At 63.8% G+C, this 17442-nt stretch carries 9 protein-coding genes; 2 read left to right on the forward strand and 7 right to left on the reverse strand.

The annotated features are described in order from the left end of the window. Nucleotides 1–3: 3 nt before the first annotated feature. Entirely contained in the window at nt 4–3609 is a 3606-nt protein-coding gene (locus A7Q26_RS08495) for a TonB-dependent receptor (RefSeq protein ID WP_066858943.1), read from the reverse strand. 286 nt (nt 3610–3895) lie between these two features. Here A7Q26_RS08495 and A7Q26_RS08500 point away from each other — a divergent pair, with 286 nt between their 5' ends. After that, entirely contained in the window at nt 3896–4645 is a 750-nt protein-coding gene (locus tag A7Q26_RS08500; protein ID WP_066858944.1) for an SDR family NAD(P)-dependent oxidoreductase, read from the forward strand. A 10-nt stretch (nt 4646–4655) separates the two neighbouring features. Here A7Q26_RS08500 and A7Q26_RS08505 read toward each other — a convergent pair whose 3' ends face one another. The 3 genes from A7Q26_RS08505 to A7Q26_RS08515 all read right to left on the reverse strand — a co-directional run bounded on the left by A7Q26_RS08505 (nt 4656) and on the right by A7Q26_RS08515 (nt 13906). Continuing rightward, nucleotides 4656–7697 carry a glycosyl hydrolase family 28-related protein gene (locus tag A7Q26_RS08505; RefSeq protein ID WP_066858945.1) on the reverse strand — a complete coding sequence of 1014 codons (3042 nt, stop codon included), beginning with the start codon at nt 7695–7697 and terminating at the stop codon, nt 4656–4658. Between the two features lie 77 nt (nt 7698–7774). After that, the gene (locus A7Q26_RS08510; RefSeq protein ID WP_066858946.1) at nt 7775–10747 is read right to left on the reverse strand and encodes a TonB-dependent receptor plug domain-containing protein; all 2973 of its coding nucleotides are present in this window, start codon (nt 10745–10747) and stop codon (nt 7775–7777) included. 135 nt (nt 10748–10882) lie between these two features. Then, nucleotides 10883–13906 (reverse strand): glycosyl hydrolase family 28-related protein, encoded by a 3024-nt coding sequence (locus A7Q26_RS08515; RefSeq protein WP_066858947.1) that lies wholly within the window; start codon nt 13904–13906, stop codon nt 10883–10885. Between the two features lie 170 nt (nt 13907–14076). Between A7Q26_RS08515 and A7Q26_RS08520 the strand changes: the two genes are divergently transcribed. Beyond that, a complete protein-coding gene (locus tag A7Q26_RS08520; protein WP_066858948.1) occupies nt 14077–14607 on the forward strand; it encodes a gluconokinase in 531 nt (176 codons plus the stop codon). Nucleotides 14608–14859: 252 nt separating this feature from the next. On the opposite strand, the gene A7Q26_RS08525 is transcribed toward A7Q26_RS08520, so the two are convergent. From A7Q26_RS08525 to A7Q26_RS08535, 3 genes are all read right to left on the reverse strand, one after another. Continuing rightward, a complete protein-coding gene (locus A7Q26_RS08525) occupies nt 14860–15045 on the reverse strand; it encodes a hypothetical protein (RefSeq protein WP_066858949.1) in 186 nt (61 codons plus the stop codon). Between the two features lie 240 nt (nt 15046–15285). Then, a complete protein-coding gene (locus A7Q26_RS08530; RefSeq protein WP_066858950.1) occupies nt 15286–15963 on the reverse strand; it encodes a FadR/GntR family transcriptional regulator in 678 nt (225 codons plus the stop codon). A gap of 83 nt (nt 15964–16046) precedes the next feature. After that, nucleotides 16047–17393: a GntP family permease gene (locus A7Q26_RS08535; protein ID WP_066858951.1), complete on the reverse strand. Its 1347-nt coding sequence runs from the start codon at nt 17391–17393 to the stop codon at nt 16047–16049. Nucleotides 17394–17442: the final 49 nt, after the last annotated feature.

A 17442-nucleotide genomic window follows, 5' to 3' on the forward strand; every position in this document is an offset into this window, starting at 1 on the left:
GCCTCAATTGCCGAACTGGATGCGGATGCCGCCCATGATGCGACGGCCGCCATAGGACAGGCGCATCACGCGTGGCGTGCCGTCCGCGAACGGAACATAGCTGCCGGTCGATATCGTGGCGGCCTCCCGCGTCATGTTGCGTCCTTCCATGTAGATCTGGAAGTTGCGCGTGACGTTGTAGGAAATCTTCGCATCGATGAAGGTAGTCGAGTCGATGAAGCGCGGTACGCCGGGATTATATCCGGGCGCGACCAGGCGGACATTGGTCCATTGTTCGCCGGGATAATTGATGTCGATATTATTCCCGCCGCACGGTGTGATGCAGGAGAACCGCGCGCTGCGTTTCTGGTAGGCGACGCGCATGTTGAGCTTGCCGTCGTCATACCAGAGCGACGCATTCAGGTAGCGCTTCGATTCTTCGGGTGGTGCCATCACGTCGCCGGTCAAAGGATCCTGCTGCCCGGTGGTGGCTGAGGAACCCAGGATCGACATATTCACGTCCGCGCCGGTATATTTCAGGAACCAGGGCAGGAAGGTGAAGGCAGTCTTGGCCGAAAACTCCCAGATGGATCGCTTGTAGCCCGGGCCATTGTCCCAGGTGGGATAGCTGAACTCATAGTCGGATAGCGGCTGGCCGGTCGCCGGGTCGACCTGATCGCTGCCCGCGAAGGGGCGGGCGATGCGGGTCACGGCGATCGGATTGCCGGTCTTCACGTCCAGCTTGCCATAGGCAACCGACAGCAACGTATCGGCATTGGGATACCATTCCAGCGATGCGTTGTAGCTCCAGGCGGTAAAGGGCTTCAGCCCCGGATTGCCGACCCGGCCGGTGCAGCCGAAAATATCGTCGCCCGATGTGTCGAGCAGGCTGCGCTGGTCGATGGTGCAGGTGCCGCCGGCGATCAGGCGGTCCATCGACGGCCGCGCCACGGTCTTGCCGCCATAGAGGCGCAGCGCCACCGTGTCGTTGAAGCCCCAGAGGTTGAAATTGAAGCTCGGCAACCAGTCGCTGGTGCTGGCGTTGAGCGTCGTATTCTGGCTGAAGGTCTGGACGATGATACCGCCCGGATTGTCGGGGTCGGCCGGATTGAAGGTCGGGGTGGTGCGGATGGTGCTCAGCGTCAGCAGCGCTGAACCGCTGACCTTTGCGAACACGCCGCGTACGCCGACATTGCCGTTGAAGACCAGGCCCCAGGGCAATTGTTGTTCGAAGTCGAGCATCGCGTAGATATTCTTGATCTCTTCGCGGACGCGCGTGACCGGCTGGTCATACATCTGGCCGTCGCTGCCCATGCAGGTCTTGAGGCAATCGAAATTCATATATTGCGAAGCGCCGAGCGCATCGAACAGTTCGTCGGTACGGATGCCTTGCCAGGCGGGCGGCAAGTTGCCGCGGTTGGGCAGGCCGCCGAAATATTGGGAATCGCTGTCCTCCAGCGTCCGGCGGAACAGCGCTTCCAGATCGCCTGGCGTCAGCGTGTCCACCCCCGATCGGACGTTCAGCGGGTTGGTGCTGGGAACGAAGCCATAATTGCAGCCAAGCCCGCCGGGCGCCGAAGAGCCCGCCGTCGGCTGGCAGGCGCGCAGCGTGCCGCGGACGTTGGCGGTCGGCACGATGACGGCGGGCACATAGCCAGGCTGGCCGAAGGTGCCCACCGCGCTGCTGACCGTATAGCCGCCGCCGCCCCAGCGATCCAGCTTGTTCTTGCGGTACATGCCGCCGACCTTCACCCGCGTGATGAAGGGCAAGAACTCGTCCGTCTTGTAAGCGATGTCGAGCTTCGCGATACGTTCGGAGGATTCGCCCAGCTGCGGTGAATAGGATACGCCGAACGATGGCGTGGTCAGCGGCATCTGCCCGACCGTGTAGGCCGGCGTCGCCGGGCCGTTCGGGCCGGCGGCCACGGCGGTCTGGCCGATGCAGGTCGGCGCAGTGCCGCCGCCGATGCAGGTCGGCGCGTTCAGCTGGACGAAGTTCGCCGGGTTGGTCTCATCATAATTGTCCGGTAGCGCGACGTCCCAAAGCCCGTTGGGCTGAAGCGTCAGCGTCGCGTCGCCATAGGCGTAATTGCGCGAGGTTCGCATGTCGCCCCGGCTCGACCGCGCCTGCGTCATCCCTGCCATGGCGTCGATTTCCAGCCGGTCGCCGCGATATTCTGCGCCGAACTGGCCATATTTGGTCTTGGTGTCGATCGTGTTTTCGATCTGGTCGATATTCACCGCATTGTTGGTGAGGGTCATCTGCGTGACATTGTGACTGTCGTCCACCACGACACTGCCGGGCACGACGTTCAGCACATTGCCAAAAGTCGCATTGTTACCGACATTGTTCAGGCCGTCGAACAGATAATAGCCTGCGGGCGCCGTCGGGGACACGGTGCGCCTGCGCGGATAGCCTGTCGTGCTGTCGACGAAGGTGCCGTTGATATTCTGCCCGAACAATGTCACCGGGTTGCGGCTGCGATTTTGGTCATGCACCTTGCGATTGGCCATGGTGCCCTTCGCGAAGACGGTCAGATTGTCGGTCAGCCGATAGTCCAGGCGGGCGTCGATCGCGTAACGCTCGTCGGTCTGGGTGTTCATGAAATTGCGCAGCAGCGACGGCGTATAATCGTTCCACTGGTTAAGGCAGCTCTGCTGTTCCAGGATGCGCTGCGATCGCTGGCCGGTCGTTCCGGTCGGATTGTGCGGGAACAGGTTGAAGCAATCCGCCTTGCTCTGGGCCGAAGCGGACTTGGTGATCAGCGATCGCGGCGTTTCGCTGCTGTTGGGGAAGAGGACGTCGGCGGCATCGGTGCCGATCACGCTCGGATTATATTCGAACGTTTTTTCCGGTGACTGGTCGAAGTCGAACAGGCGGGCATAGCCGCGATTGTTGCTGGTCGTCGTCTCGTAGCCATGGCCGTTATTCTGGATTTTGGAATAGCTGCCGCTGACGATGACGCCGAGGCGGTCGTCGAAGAATTTGCGCGCCGCGACCGCATTGAAGTCGGGAGTCCAGTCCTTGCCCAGCGAATTCTGGCCCGCGCCGCCCCGGAAGGAGAAATAGGGCTTCTTGAAGTCCAGGCCGGTGCGGGTCTTGATCTGGACCGATCCGCCGAGCGACCCTTCGGTCATGTCTGCGGTCGAACCCTTGACCACGTCCACGCTCTTCACGATTTCGGCCGGCAGTTCGCGCAGGTCGGCGCTGCGCCCGCCCGACGTGCCCAATGCGAGGCCGGTCGTGCTCTGCACACCGATGCCGTCCAGTTCGACGCGGGTCAGGTCGGGGCCGTTGCCACGCACCGCGACGGATTCGCCCTCGCCAAATTCGTTGCGGCCCAGCGCGACGCCGGGAATACGGGAAATGGCTTCGTTGACGTTGCGATCAGGGAAGGAGCCGATGTCATCTGCGACGATCGAGTCGGTCGCGGTCTTGGCGTCCTTCTTGCGATTGTTGGCGGACTGCTGGCTCGCGCGCGATCCGACCACGACGATGTCGGCTTCGCTTACGCTCGATGATCCGGTCGATTGCGCGGCGACCTGCCCCCCCGATAGCAAGGCCAGCCCAAGCGCCGACCAGGACGCGGTCGCAACCATGATATGACGGACATCGATTCGATGTTTCATGCACCCTCTCCACCCTGTCGCCGGGACTGACATCCGCCGGGGGAGTTTGCCCCTCTCTACGGACTTGGAGCGACCCTTGGTCAGCTCCCAGCATATAACCCCACGAACCCCTATTTGGGATTCTGTGATGATGGGTGACACGCCTTGTCGGACAAATCAATCCGAAAAATCATATTGGTCTTTCCAAAATGATCGGGTGATTGGAGCTGTCCGACGCGGATAAATCGCTCTATGTGGTTGAGGAGCGCTACCATTTTGGGTTTGCAGCCCGGCGACAGGAGACGACATGACGACCAGAACCGCCTTCATCACGGGCGCGACCGCCGGGATTGGTGAGGCCGCCGTTCGGGCGTTCGCCGCAGCGGGCTGGCGGGTAATCGGCACCGGTCGCCGGGTAGATCGGCTGGAAGCACTGGCGGCCGAGATCGGGCCGCAAATGCAGTCGCTCGTCTTCGACATGCGGGATGAAGCTGCGCTCGATGCGGCGCTGGAATCGCTCCCCGACGATTTTCGGGGCGTCGATCTGCTCGTCAACAATGCCGGACTGGCGCTCGGCACCGCGCCGGCGCAGCAGGCTGACCTGACCCAATGGCAGCAGATGATCGATACCAATATCAGCGGGTTGGTGGCGATCACGCACAAGCTGCTGCCGCGGCTGGTCGATCGCAAAGGCGCGATCATCAATCTGAGTTCAATCGCCGCGACCTATCCCTACACCGGGGGCAACGTCTATGGCGGGACCAAGGCGTTCGTGAAGCAATTCACCCTTGGCCTGCGGTCCGACCTGCACGGTACTGGCGTGCGCGTCACCTCGATCGAACCGGGCATGGTGGAAACCGAATTCACACTGGTGCGGACCGGCAGCCAGGCGGCGTCCGATACGCTTTACGGCAATGCCAATCCGATGACCGCGGACGATATCGCCCAGACCCTGTTGTGGGTCGCGCAGCAGCCAGCCCATCTCAATTTCAACAGCATCGAACTGATGCCGGTCAGCCAGTCCTTCGCGGGCTTTCAGGTCGCGCGCGAAGGATAGGCGGGCGCACTCAGGGCTGCCGCCAGGCATACAGGCCGTGATGGGCCAGGATGAACAATGTCTTGCCATCCGTCCCGCCGAAAAGGATCTGAAGCGGGCGTTCGGGCACGTCGATCCGACCGATCGCCTTACCATCGCGTGCGTGGACGAAAATCTGGCCATTGGCGACATAGACGCGTCCATCGGCGTCGGCCGTCACGCCTTCGCCGCCACGCTCCGCAAAGACCTTCAGGTCGGTGATGGCGCCCCCGGAACCGACCAGGCCGCTATAGGTCCGGTTTTCCGAGCCATTGGTGACGTAGACCCGCCCGCCTGGTTTCCCCTGGATGAAGCCATAGCTGTCGAGCGAATGGGAGAAGCGCAGGCCGCGATGGTCGGCCGGTCCCTGCGCGAACACCCGCCAGGCGGGGAGGACGATGCTGCCGTCGGGCGACACATATTCCTGGGGGTGGGGGACCGCCATGTCGCGCGCGAACATCTGGGCAAGCGTCGTGAACTCATAGGTCGTGGGATCGATCTGGTCGCGGAATTCACCGTTATTCCACCAGTTCACCGGCAGCACCGTCGAAGCGCCGGCATGGCCGGTCGCAGGCGTTGCGGCGATGACGCGGATCTCGCTGTCCGGCGCGTCGGGCTTGACGCTGTAGACCGTGCCGTTGCGTCCGTAGGATGACAGCACCAGCAGATTGCCGGATCGGTCGATCGTCAGGTTGACCGGGTCCAGCGCGGCGTCGCGCACCAGTTCCAGTTTCCGGTCGTCCGACCAGCGCCAGATGCGCTGGAAGCGGCGATCGATGAAGTAGAGCCGGCCCTGCACATCGACGGCGCCGCCGCCGATCGAATGAAAGCCCTCCGCCAGCGTCTCGACCCTGCCGCCCAGGAACGCCGACGGCGTCACCGGATCGGGCCGGGCCGGCACGTCGAGCACGGCGAACTCGCGCTCGCGCACGTCCAGGCCATGGGTCACGTCGCGAATGGCGTTCTCGAACGGGAATTTGGTAAGTCGCAGGAAGGTGGCGCAGCCTTTCTCGTCGCAGGTGCCAAGCCCGCTCTCGCCATTCACATGGACGTTGCGGAACCGGATGTCGTGCGAGTTGTAGAGGGTGACAGCGGCGGGCGCCGGTTCGCGCGTGCGGGTCACGCGGTAGCCATGGAAATTGGCGACCAAGATATTGCGGGAATCCCGGATTTCCAGCGCTACGGCGTCGCCGCTTTCGCCTGCCTCTCCCTCCGTCTGCGGCGCGAGCAGTTCCCAGTTGGCGACGCGGTTCAGGCCGATTTCGGTGCGGACATGATGCTCGACCGACGCCTGGATGATGCGACCGGGTGTCTGGGTGTCCGAAATCAGGATGCCGGGGTGGCCGAAGGTACTCGGACTCCAGATGTTGGCGAAGGTGCCGCCGCCGCCCTGCGTCACCCACAAGCTGGCATATTGCCCCGCCCAGCGCCGGGCCGCGTCGGGATCTGCGGTGGCGTTGTTGTTGTAGGGGTTGACGCGGCTGCCATCGAACCGGTCCGTGCCATGGCCGCCTTGGAACTTGACGTCATTCACCATCGAAGCGGCGCCGGCCTTCCAGAGCAGGGCCGTCGCGCGCGGATTGGCACCGTTCGTGTCGAGGCCGAGGCCCGCAACGATCGCATCGCCGCCCTGCGCGCTCTCAACCAGTGCCTTGGGCGCGCCTATGCCCTGCCAGGCGGGCGTACCGTCGGGCAGTACGATCTGCGTCAGGCTGGGATGCAGGCCCAGCAGGACGGTATCGGGGCGAAGGCGCAGCGTGTCGCTGACCCGGTAGAAACCAGCGGGCAGATAGACGACGCGGTGCTTGTCGATCGCCTTTTGGATTGCGGCCGTATCATCCGTGCGGTCATCGCCTTTTGCACCGAACGTCCGCACGCTGACCCATTCGGACACGGGCGGCAGCGGCCGGATGGCCGGCGCGGCCGGCGCGGGCAGGCTGGCGACGCGCTCCGCCTGCATCTCGGTCTTGTATTCGCCGATCCGGCCCAGGCCCGGCAGCGTCAGGCCATGGGTGAAGGACGAAACCTTGTAGGCCGCGCCAGCGCCAGCCACGGTCCGGCCGCTTTCGCGGAAACGGGCGAAGGTCGGGGTATTGGCTGCCAGCACATTCTGGAAACCAACCTGGGTGTAGACGTTGCTTTCATTGGAGATGATGACCCCCGCCTTCGAAACATTCTCGAAACGGACATCCTGGCCCCACAGCCAGTCGCCATAGCCCCGGTCGATCTCGATCCCGACCGGCACGTTGCGGAATGCGACGTTGACCAGCGTCAGCCCCGCTTCATGCTCGCGGATGGCGGCCTCGCGCTGTCCCTCGAAGGTCGCGTCCACCAAGGCAAAGGGCCAGGCCGGCGATGGCTTCTCGGCCAGGATTCCGTAGCGGCCGCCCTTGAAATGCAGATCCTCCGCCTCGTTCGCGACATGGTAGAGACCGGCCAGCCCCGATCCGATGTCGAAATCGACATGGCTGACGAAACTATGTTGCGCCGAATGGAATCGGATGGCGGTGGCCGCCGGGTTGCCGTCCATGATCCGGAAATCGATATTGCCCAGCGCGGAATAGAATGTGCCGGGGTTGGCATCGGCTATATTCTTGTTGAAGGGCACGCTGCCCGCGGGTGGAAAAGCGGCGGGCGGGCTGTCCTTGTCGGTCTGGCGAGCGCTCCCGGTGAACATCAGCATATGGGCGACGCCGCGCTGGAATCCCGGCGTATTCTCGCCCAGCAGGATGACCGGGCGCTGCGCGCCGATGCCGAAGATGCGGATGCCGGGCCAGAGGAAAAGGGTGCGGCTGATCCGATAGGTGCCGGCCGGCAGGAAGACGATCCCGCCACCGCCCTTTTCGGCCGCCTTGTCAATCGCTTGCTGGATCACCGCGCTGTCGTCGGCGCGGCCGTCGCCCACGCCTTGCACCGTCACCGCCCGCGGCTCGTCCGGTGCTACTGTATAGACGGACGGAGAGGCGAGGGCGGATTGCGCTGCCGCCAGGGACAGCAGGACAGATGCACAGGCTCCGCTCAATCCGCGATACATTGATGAGGCTCCAGCAGGAATAAATGTCCCGGCCGTGCAGGGCCGGGACCAGGTTGGGGGGAGGTTAGGATGGTTGGCTAGAAATTGAAACGGACGCCCGCCCGATAGGTGCGGCCCAGCGTGTCGTAGAGCGCAGGATTGACGTCCAGACCGGTGTTCGTCTGGGGCGAGGGTTCAGGATCATGGTCGAACAGATTGTCGACCTTGAAGAAGGCGCGAATATTGTCCGTCACTTTATAGGAACCGCCAATGTCGACATAGAAGGCGCCCTTCATGAAATTGCGGTCGATCGTCGGATTGTTGCTGGTCGACGTCGGGCAGCTTCCGGGCTGACAGACGATATATTGGTTGCCGAATGTGCCGTCGCTGAACCAGCGTTCGGTGACGGTAAAGCTGAACCGGTCATTCTCATAGGTCTGGATCGCCAGCCATTTCCAGTCCGGTGTAGCCCCCGCATTATTGCCTGCGGTATCGACCGGGGTGACGCGGGGGATGCCCGTATCAGTCACGAACTTGCGGACATGGGTGGCAAGGGCGCGGACCGTGAAACTACCGTCCAGGCCCAGCGGATTGCGCCACTGGTAGCTCGCCTCGATGTCGAAACCGTCCGTGTCGATCGATGCGAGGTTGAAGGACTGGACGTTGACGAACTTGAATGTCGGATTGTCCAGGTCGAACGCACCGCAGGTGGAGGTGATGCCTTCGAGATAGCAGAAATTGACGATTTGCTGCGCCGAGAGGCTCGAAATCACACCCTTGAGCTTGATCTTGTAATAGTCGACCGACAGGCTGAAACCGGGCAACCAGGACGGATTGGAGAGCACTGCGCCGATCTCGGTATTGCGGGCGATTTCCGGCTTCAGATCGGGGTTGCCGACGGTGTTCTGAATGATCAGCACCTGAGACCCGCCGTTGCGCGGATCGGTGAAGTTGGGAACTGTCGTCGTCACCGGCGCGGCGAACAATTCCGAAAGGTTGGGCGCGCGCACGTCCCGTGATGTCACGGCGCGCAGGCGGAAGCCGTCGAGCGGCGTGTCCCAGGTGCCGCCGACCTTCCACGACCAGACGGTGCCCGACGTGCTGTAGTCGGTGACGCGCGCCGCCGCGTTCAGATTGGCGCGCCCCATGGCATCGGAATTGATAAGCGGCACGTCGACTTCCACGAAGCCCTCGATCACATGATATTTGCCGCGGCCGTTTTTATAATTGCCCGCATACCAGTTGCTGCCGTTGACGGCGTTGAGGATCGGGTCCGCCGGATAGTCGGCGTTGTTGGGGCTCAGGCTTGATACCCCCGCGCCGTAGGCGTCGGCGTTCACGCGGTAGAATTCGCGTCGATATTCGCCGCCGAACGCGACCGAAACCGGACCGGCCCACAACTCGAACGGATTGCCGGAGAAGTTGAGGCTGGCGACGTCCTGAGTCTGCCTGGTATGCTGGAACGGCCCGTTTTCCGGGGTGACATAGGCCAGCGCCGCGGCCGAAGGCGTCGCCCCGCCGAACACGTTGATCGGCTGGCAACCATTGGCACGAGCGACTGGATCGGCGCAGACGATCGCGCCATTCAGTTCGATCGCGTTGATCGCCTGTCGGAAGCGGGCGGGGAGCATGATATCCTCGACATTGATGTCGGTGATGTTGATGCCATGCTCATAATAGGCGTCATAATTCCAGTTGGTGCCGGCCGCATCGAACCTGCCCTTCGCGCCGCCCACGAAACGATATTGGCGGCGATTGGTGTAGACCCGGATATTCTCCGGTAGAATGGCGTTGCTCAGGCCATATTGAAAGCTGGTGATCCCCGCTGTCGCGCACGCGGTCCTGACCGATGCCGGCAGATAGGGATTGGCGCATTGCATCGTCAGGCCGGTCGTTGCCGCGCCGGGATTAGGCTGGTTGTTGGTCTTTACCCGCGCAATGTTGATTGTGGTGTATAGTTCGTTGTCGTCGGCGAACTCGTAACTGAGGCGGGTATAGCCGTTGATGCGCTCCAGGGCCGACTGGAGCGAAGTGCCCGATCCGACATGGCCCGACATGTCGCCGCCTACGCAGAAGCCGACATAGCATCCGGTGACATTGCCCGCCGCATTCCGGGCGGGCACGCCGTTCGAACCATAGTTGAAATTATAGGGCTGTCCGCTCTGGTCGAAGGCGATGCCTTGCAACGGCCCGGCGCTTATCAGGCCATATTTTGCGTACTGATAGGGCTGGCCATAGTCGCGGTAGAGATATTGCGGGTTGCTGCTGGTGAGGACGCCGGTATTGACCAGCGTCGTGGCGCGATACCAGTCCCGGCTGCCGGCCAGGTCTGTGCCGAAATCGCCGGGACCGACCCCTTCTTCATGGTCATATTCGCCACTGACGACCAGGTGGAAGCGGCCGAACGACTTGCCATAGGCGCCCTGCACCAGCACCTGTTCATTGTCGTTGTAGCGGGTGATTCCGCCCTGGATATTGCCCTTGAACCCTTCGAACTTGGTGTCGGTGATGAAGTTGACGACGCCGCCGACCGCGTCCGATCCATAGGAAGCGGACGCGCCGCCAGTGACGACATCCACCCGTTTGATGAGCAATTGCGGGAAAAGGCTGATGTCGGGCACACCGGTCACGTTCGCGCCGACCACGCGCTGTCCGTCGACCAGGGTGAGCGTGCGGATCGGGCCAAGGCCCCGCAGCGAGAAGGAACTAAGGCCCTGCGTGCCGCTCGACGTGCTGAACGTCCCCGTGGCGGCGCCAGTCGATCCCTGCAACGAAGGCAGCTGGGCGACGGTGTTGAAGATATTGGGCTGGGCATTGTTGGCGATCTGTTCCTCGCCGATCACCGTGGTCGGCGTGGGCGCGTTGAAGCCGCTGGTGGTGATGCGCGATCCGGTGACAACAATATCGGCGTTGCGGGCGGCGGCTTCGTCGCTCTGCGCCTGCGGTGCTATGGTCGGGGCTGGCGCCGCGGCCGCCGTCTGGGCCTGCGCTGCGCCTGCCAGCACCATGGTCGCCATCGCCGCCAGGCTGACGCTGGCCAGTTGCCGATGGATTGCGATCGTCACTGTCATTGATCCTTCCCCTTTTATGACCGGCCGCTCTCCCGGAGCCGGCAACGCCCGTGTCGGGCGATCCTGTGAAGAGTATCCCCTGGCTCTCGCTCCTGCACTTACGACATAGGTCGTAGGCGCGCAGGTGACGGTTTTTCAGGGCTTTGCGGCATACAGTGCATGATGCGTCAGGATGAACAGGGTCCGCCTGTCCGCGCCGCCGAACAGGATCTGCAACGGACGTTCCGGAACATCGATGCGCCCGGCTTCCTTGCCATCCGGCCTGTAGACGAAGATCTGTCCATTCGCGACATAGACGCGGCCCTGACTATCGATCGCCACGCTCTCGCCGCCGCGATTGGCGAAGCGCTGGAGGTCGGTCAGCGTGCCGCCCGGACCTACCGTACCGCTATATGTCGCATTCTCCGATCCATTGGTGACGAAGAGCCGGTCGCCAACCTTGCCGCCGATCAGGCCGTTGGCGTTCAGACTGTCGGACCAGCGCCAGCCACTATGGTCGACCGGCCCCTGCTGCCATACGCGAAATGCCGGCAGCGACAGGCTGCCGTCGGGTGAGAGATATTCCTCGGCCTTGGGCGTGCCGACGTCGCGGGCGAACATTTCCGCCAGCGTGGTGAACTCATATGTCCTGGGATCGAGCTGGTCCCTGAATTCGCCATTGTTCCACCAGTTGACCGGCAACAGTGTCTTTGCAGCGCCGCCGGCCCGCACGGGGGTCGGCCGAATCAGGGTAATCTGGTCGGGCGGCCCGTCCGGATCGACCGAGTAGACACCAGCCTTCGGTCCCAGCGAGGAAAGGATCAACAGATGGCCCGACGCGTCGATCGCCAGATTGACCGGATCGAGCGCATTGTCCCGAACGACCTCCAGTCCCTTGTCCTCGCTCCAGCGATGGATGCGCTGGAAACGGCGATCGATGAAATAGAGCGTGCCTTTTGCATCCACCACCGCGCCGGAGATAGACCAGAAACCGTCCTCCAGCTTCTCCACCTTCGCGCTGGTGGGCAGCGGCGGCGCGATCTTGCGGTCGGCGGCGGCTATGTCCAGCCTCGCAAATTCACGCTCGCGCACGAACAGCTTGCGGCTCACATCCTCGATCGCATTGTCGAACGGATATTTGCTCGCCCGCAGGTAGGTACCGCAGCCTTCCTCGTCGCATGTGGCAAAGCCGCTTTCGGCATTGATATGGATGTTGCGGAAGCGGATGTCGCTCGAATTGGTCAGCTTCACCGCGCTCTTCTCCGGCGCGTAGGTGCGCGTCACGCGATAGCCATGATAGTTGGCGAACAGCAGATTGCTCGAATTGCGGATGTCGAGCGAGATGGCGTCCGGCCCGTCTTCCACCTCCTGCTCGGTCTGCGGCGCCAGGAATTCCCAATTCTGCACATTGTCGAGCACGATTTCGTTGCGGGCATGATGTTCGACCGACATTTCGTAGATATGACCGGGCGTGCTGGTGTTGGTGACGTGAAGGCCAGACTGTGCAAAGCTGTTGGGACTCCAGACATTGGCGAAGGTGCCGCCGCCGCCATCGGTCACCCAGATGCTGGGATATTGGGCGTCCAGCCGGCCATCCGTGACCGGATCGCCGGTATGCACCCGCAATGCGCCCAGCATCTTGCCGTCGGCGGTCGGGGTGCCGCCACCCCCCATGATCTTGACGTCCTCGACCAGGCTCTTCTCGCCCGAACGCCACAGCAGAGCGGACGCGCGCGGGTTGATGCGCCCGGTGAAGAGACCGAGGCCCGAGAGGATATTGTCGCCATCCCTCTGGCTTTCCAGGATCGGCAGCACCGGGCCAAGACCGGCATGGGCTGGATTGCTATCAGGTATGTAGAGCTGCGTGATGGCGGGGTGCAGACCGATCAGCACGCTGTCGGGCCGCAGCGTCAGCTTGTCCGTCACCTTGTAGAAGCCGGTCGGGAAATAGAGGATGCGGTGGCCATCGATCGCCTTCTGGATCGCGGCAGTATCGTCTGCCTTGCCGTCGCCCATTGCGCCCAGGGTGCGGACATTGATCCATTCGGTCATCGGCGGCAGATCGCGGATGGCGGGTAGACGCGGGGCGGGCATGGCGGGCAGGGGCTGGATGTCGGCTTCGGTCCGGTAGTCTCCCATGTGGCCCAGGTCCGGGACGGCGAGGCCATAGGAAAAGGCGGCAACCTTGTAGGCCTTGCCCTTGCCCGCCACGGTCCTGTCGCTGTCGCGGAACCGGACGAAGACAGGGCTGTTGACGGCGAGCGCATTGTCGAAACCGACTTGGGTGAACACATTCTTCTCGTTCGAGATGACGACACCGGCCTTCGACACATTTTCGAAGCGGACATCCTTGCCCCAGAGGCTGTCGCCATAGCCGCGGTCGATCTCTATCCCCACGGGCGTGTTGCGGATCGAGACATTGACCAGGGTCAGCCCCGCTTCATGCTCGCGGATGGCGGCGTCCCGCTGCCCGTCGAAGCTGGAATCGAGCAGGGTGAACTGCCATGCGGGCGAGGTCTTTTCCGTGACGATGCCATAGCGGCCGCCCCGGAAATGGACATTCTCGATGACATTGCCCGCCTGATAGACACCGGCGAAGGCCGTCCCCAGCCGGAACTCCATATGGCTGAGGAAGGCATGTTGGGCCATGCGGAAGCGCACGCCCGCCGCCGCTGGATTGCCCGCGCCGATCTCTATGTCGACGTTGCTCATCGCCGAATAGAAGGTGCCCGAATTGGCGTCGCGGACCTGCCGTTCGCGAGGCACCACGGTTGGCACCGGAACGGGTATTTTGCCGACATTATACTGGTCGCCCCCGGCGAAGACGATCATCGTCGAGACGCCCTGCTGAAAGCCGGGCGTATTGGCGCCCAGCAGGATGACCGGCCGCGTTGGTCCGACGCCATAGACGCGCACCCCCGCGGGCACGACCAGGGTGCGGGTGATGCGGTAGGTACCCGATGGCAGGAAGACGATGCCGTGGCCGGTCCTGTCGCGCGACTGGTCGAGCGCCTGCTGGATCGCGGCGCTGTCATCGGCCTTGCCGTCGCCCCTGGCTTTGACCGTGACGGCATGAGGCTCGTCGGGGGCGATCGGAAAGATGGAGGTGCCGGCCGCCCAGGCCGGCGCCCCCATGCTGGTCGCCGCCAGCAAAGCCGCGATCATGCTGCGTCCGATCATAGCTGCCTCTCCATGCAGTCCTAAACCCTGTATCGCAGGGCTAGAAGGGCAGACCGACCTTTGCACTTGCGACAAAGGTCGTAGTTTCCATGGCACTGCCTGCGTCGGTATAGCCGGGCTTCATCATCGTGATGCCCATGGGGCATCGACCGTCTGCAAGGGACGCCGCTTTGCCGTCATCAGCCGATCCTGCCCCGCCGCCGCCCCTGGCCGTCATCGTCATGGGCGTCAGCGGTTGCGGAAAGTCGACCCTGGGCGCATTGCTGGCCGACGGGTTCGACTGCCCCTTTCTGGAGGGCGACAGTTTCCATGCGGCCGAGGCGGTGGAAAAGATGCGCAGCGGCCGTCCGCTGACCGACGAGGATCGCTGGCCCTGGCTCGACCGGCTGGGGCAGGCGGTGGCGGCGAGCATCTGGACGCATGGCGTTGCGGTCGCGGCCTGCTCGGCCCTGCGCCAGGCCTATCGCGATCGGCTGCGGGTGGCGATCGGCGCGCCGGTCCGTTTCATCCTGCTGGAGGCCAGCCGCGACCGGTTGCTGATGCGGCTCCAGAACCGCCCCGGCCATTATATGCCCGCCAGCCTGCTCGACAGCCAGCTCGCGACGCTGGAGCGGCCTTCCCCGCAGGAGCGGGCGATGATCCTGAACAGCGATGCGCCGCTCGCCGAGTTACGTGACCGCTCTTTCGCCTGGCTGTGCTGAAATAAGCATCTCCTACGAAGTTCACACTGTCGCTGGCCTTTTCGAACCGGACGCGTCAGCGACGCGTCCGCGACGCGCTGCCCCGTGACCGGCCCGTATGTGCCGGATGGGCGTTTTTCGACACTTCAAGGAACGTCGCAGGATAGGCCTGCCGATCGGCAATAGGACAGGGGAAAGTCTTCGCCGGGATGGTTTTGGCTGCGCTTGCAGCTAGTGGGTGACGGTGGAATTTTTCCAGCGGCGCCTCGGGTGTCAGAGCGGCTCCCGGACGGGCGTGGTCGGGACGTTCACTTCTTCACAAAATATGGGCAGGACAAAGAAAGCGGGCTGCCCGGTCAGGCCCGGCATGACGTAAAGAGTATGGCAGGCGACGAGCAGAAACTGTCGCTTGTTGCCGACGCTGCACAACCAGAAGACCGTTATCGTCTTGATCGTCACGCCAGCGAAAGCTGGGGTCTCAGGCGATGGCGGGACAAGGCTGGGAAAGGTCAAACCCTACGGCTGTGCGCCTTCGCCTGAGACGCCAGCATTCGCAGGCATGACGGGATTTTATGTCCGCCTTTGCACGAGCATGTTTCGAAAGTCGTCCTTCCGCAATCCAACACTTCCGTTACTCAATTGACATTGCCGTTCGTTCAGCGCGAAGTCGGGCGAGGCCGGGCGACCGGCACAGCGGCGTTACGGCATCAGGCGGCGTCGCCCTTCCCATAGATGCCAGCGCATCGCGAGGGCCGCGCCTTCGGGGTCTTGCGCGTGGATCGCGTCGACGATCTGCTCATGCTCGCGCAACATGGTCGCGATCACCTCCGGCGGGCGCGAGCGGCTGATGTCTACGCCCGCGCGCATGATCTTGTCGACATCGGCATGCAGCGCATCGAAGGCGATCAGGAAGGCGGGATTGCCCGTCGCCTCGGCGATGCGACGGTGCAGTTCCATATCCTCGGCATGGGCCGGTTCGCTCGACAACAGGGCGTCCCGCAGCAATCCCATGCCTTCCTCGATATGCGCCATCTCCGGCGCGGTACGCCGTGTCGCCGCCAGTCGCGCAGCTTCCGCCTCCAGCACGAAGCGCACTTCATAGCTGCCGAGCGTGGTCGGCAGTTCGGTCGCAGGCATGAAGGCGGACAGCCGGTCGGAGGGGCGGCTCTTGACGAAGGAGCCGGCGCCGCGTCGCGCCTCGGTAATGCCGTCGGACGCCAGCCGCATCAGCGCTTCGCGCACGATCGAGCGCGAAACGCCGAACATTTCCGCCAGTCGCGCTTCCGAGGGCAGGCGCGCGCCGACCTCCATCCCTTCGGACTTGATGATCTCCACGATCGCCGCATAAACATGGTCGGAAAGCCGCGCCTGGCTCATCGGGGCACCTGTCTGTCCATCGCTCTCATCATCTACCCCTAGTCAGAAGATGCCGCCAGGGACAAGCACTGGCAGCGCCTTGCTCAGAAGATGCTGCTGGCGACGAGCACCAGCAGCAGGCCGACCACCGCGACCACCGTTTCCATGATCGACCAGGTCTTGAAGGTGCCGGGCATGTCGGTGCCCAGATAGCTTTTCACCAGCCAGAAGCCGGGGTCGTTGACGTGCGAGAAGAACAGCGATCCCGCGCCGATGGCGAGCACCATCCATTCCGGCTCCACGCCCGATGCGGCGACCAGCCCCTCCATCACGCCCGCCGTGGTGATCGTCGCCACGGTTGCCGACCCGGTCGCGAGGCGGATGCACACCGATACGCCCCAGGCAAGCAGCAGCGGCGAGATCGCGCCGCCGTCGGCCAGCCGCACCAGCATGTCGGAAAGGCCCGCCGTCACCAGCACCTGCTTGAGCGCGCCGCCCGCGCCGATCGCCAGGATGATGCCGCCCGCCGGCGTCATCGCCTCGGTCCAGATCGCGTTCTGGATGGTGCGGTCGGTAATGCGGCGGCCGAAGAGCAGGGGGAGGGCGGCCAGCACCGCCACCAGCAGCGCCACCACCGGATCGCTGACCCAGCCGAGCCAGTGGAAATGCGCGGCGACCGCCGGCGGCATCAGCGCCACGGCCTGTCCCGCCGCGATCAGCACCACCGGCAACAGCACGGCCGTCAGCGCCCGGCCGACCGACGGGGTGGGGACGTCGGCCCTTACCGGATCAAGCAGGGGCGGGCTGAGCCTGACGCCGGGCGCGGTGAAGCGCGCCAGCAGCGGGCCGGCGATGATCGCGGTGGGGATGCCGACGATCAGGCCGTAGACGAGGGTGAGGCCCAGATTGGCGCCGAGCGCATTGACCGCCAGCAATGGCCCCGGATGCGGCGGCACCAGCGCATGGACGACGGATAGGCCCGAAAGCGCGGGCAGCATCAGCCGTAGTTTGGCGGTATCGTCATTCTGACCCTGCGGCAGCGCGGCGGCAGCCGAGGCGACGATCGGCAGCAGCAGCACCAGGCCCGTTTCGAAGAAGAGCGGCAGGCCGATCAGGATCGCGGTGAACAGGCTGGCCCAGGGAGCGCCCCGCACGCCCGACAGGTGAAGCGCTCCGCGCGCGAGGCCGCCTGCGCCATCCGACAATTGCAGCATGGCGCCCAGACCCAGACCCAAGGCGACCACAAGGCCGGTGCCGCCCAATATGGCGCCCGCGCCCTTTTCCACCGCCTTGGCAGTTTCCTCCATCGGCAGGCCGGCGAGCAGCCCCACGGTGAAAGCACCACACAGCAGTCCGACGAACGGGTGGAGCCGTCCACGGATGATGAGTGCAATGGAGAGGGCGATGCCGATGATGGCGGAAAGGACGAGCCGATAGTCCGCCGGGGTCATCGGGCGATGATCCTGTCCATGGCGTTGAAGGCCGGCATGACGCCGAACG

The organism is Sphingobium sp. TCM1 (assembly GCF_001650725.1).
Lineage (GTDB): Bacteria > Pseudomonadota > Alphaproteobacteria > Sphingomonadales > Sphingomonadaceae > Sphingobium.

Excerpts from the sequence above, each read along its gene's own strand:
- A7Q26_RS08495 (WP_066858943.1), bottom strand. The coding sequence starts at position 3,609 with ATGAAACATCGAATCGATGTCCGTCATATCATGGTTGCGACCGCGTCC.
- A7Q26_RS08500 (WP_066858944.1), top strand. The coding sequence starts at position 3,896 with ATGACGACCAGAACCGCCTTCATCACGGGCGCGACCGCCGGGATTGGT.
- A7Q26_RS08505 (WP_066858945.1), bottom strand. The coding sequence starts at position 7,697 with ATGTATCGCGGATTGAGCGGAGCCTGTGCATCTGTCCTGCTGTCCCTG.
- A7Q26_RS08510 (WP_066858946.1), bottom strand. The coding sequence starts at position 10,747 with ATGACAGTGACGATCGCAATCCATCGGCAACTGGCCAGCGTCAGCCTG.
- A7Q26_RS08515 (WP_066858947.1), bottom strand. The coding sequence starts at position 13,906 with ATGATCGGACGCAGCATGATCGCGGCTTTGCTGGCGGCGACCAGCATG.
- A7Q26_RS08530 (WP_066858950.1), bottom strand. The coding sequence starts at position 15,963 with ATGAGCCAGGCGCGGCTTTCCGACCATGTTTATGCGGCGATCGTGGAG.
- A7Q26_RS08535 (WP_066858951.1), bottom strand. The coding sequence starts at position 17,393 with ATGACCCCGGCGGACTATCGGCTCGTCCTTTCCGCCATCATCGGCATC.